This is a genomic window from Micromonospora sp. DT41, assembly GCF_049841715.1.
GTDB classification, from domain to species: Bacteria; Actinomycetota; Actinomycetes; order Mycobacteriales; family Micromonosporaceae; genus Micromonospora; species Micromonospora profundi.
In genome coordinates this window covers 1-290 of sequence record NZ_JBNCKU010000061.1, presented here as the reverse complement: position 1 = coordinate 290, position 290 = coordinate 1, and the positions used below count along the sequence as shown (strand labels likewise).

At 68.6% G+C, this 290-nt stretch carries 1 protein-coding gene; it reads right to left on the bottom strand.

The genetic code is table 11. From position 1 onward, the window contains the following. On the bottom strand, positions 1 to 262 hold a 262-nt coding region (locus ACLQ23_RS31610; RefSeq protein WP_425881542.1), incomplete at its 3' end, for a hypothetical protein. Between the last annotated feature and the right edge of the window lie 28 nt (positions 263 to 290).

Genomic DNA, 290 nt, shown 5'->3' with positions numbered 1-290 from the left:
GATCCGCAACCATCGACTCCAACACCACCCGGAACATCCCCGCCAACCGCACCAAACCCGCCGACCCAAACACCCGCGCATCGGCGACGAGGTCGAGGAAGCCGCTGGCCGCGGTGACCTGGAGGGCGAACTCGGTGCCACCTTCACCGGCAACGGCCTCGAAGCCGACCTGCTCCTCGCTGTCGGTGTTGGCGCGACGGAACTCGGTGTAGTCGAAGACGACGTCGATGGGGTGCGCGTCGGCGCCGGTCAGACGCCGCACCGCCGGCAACGGAAAACGCCGATGCGGC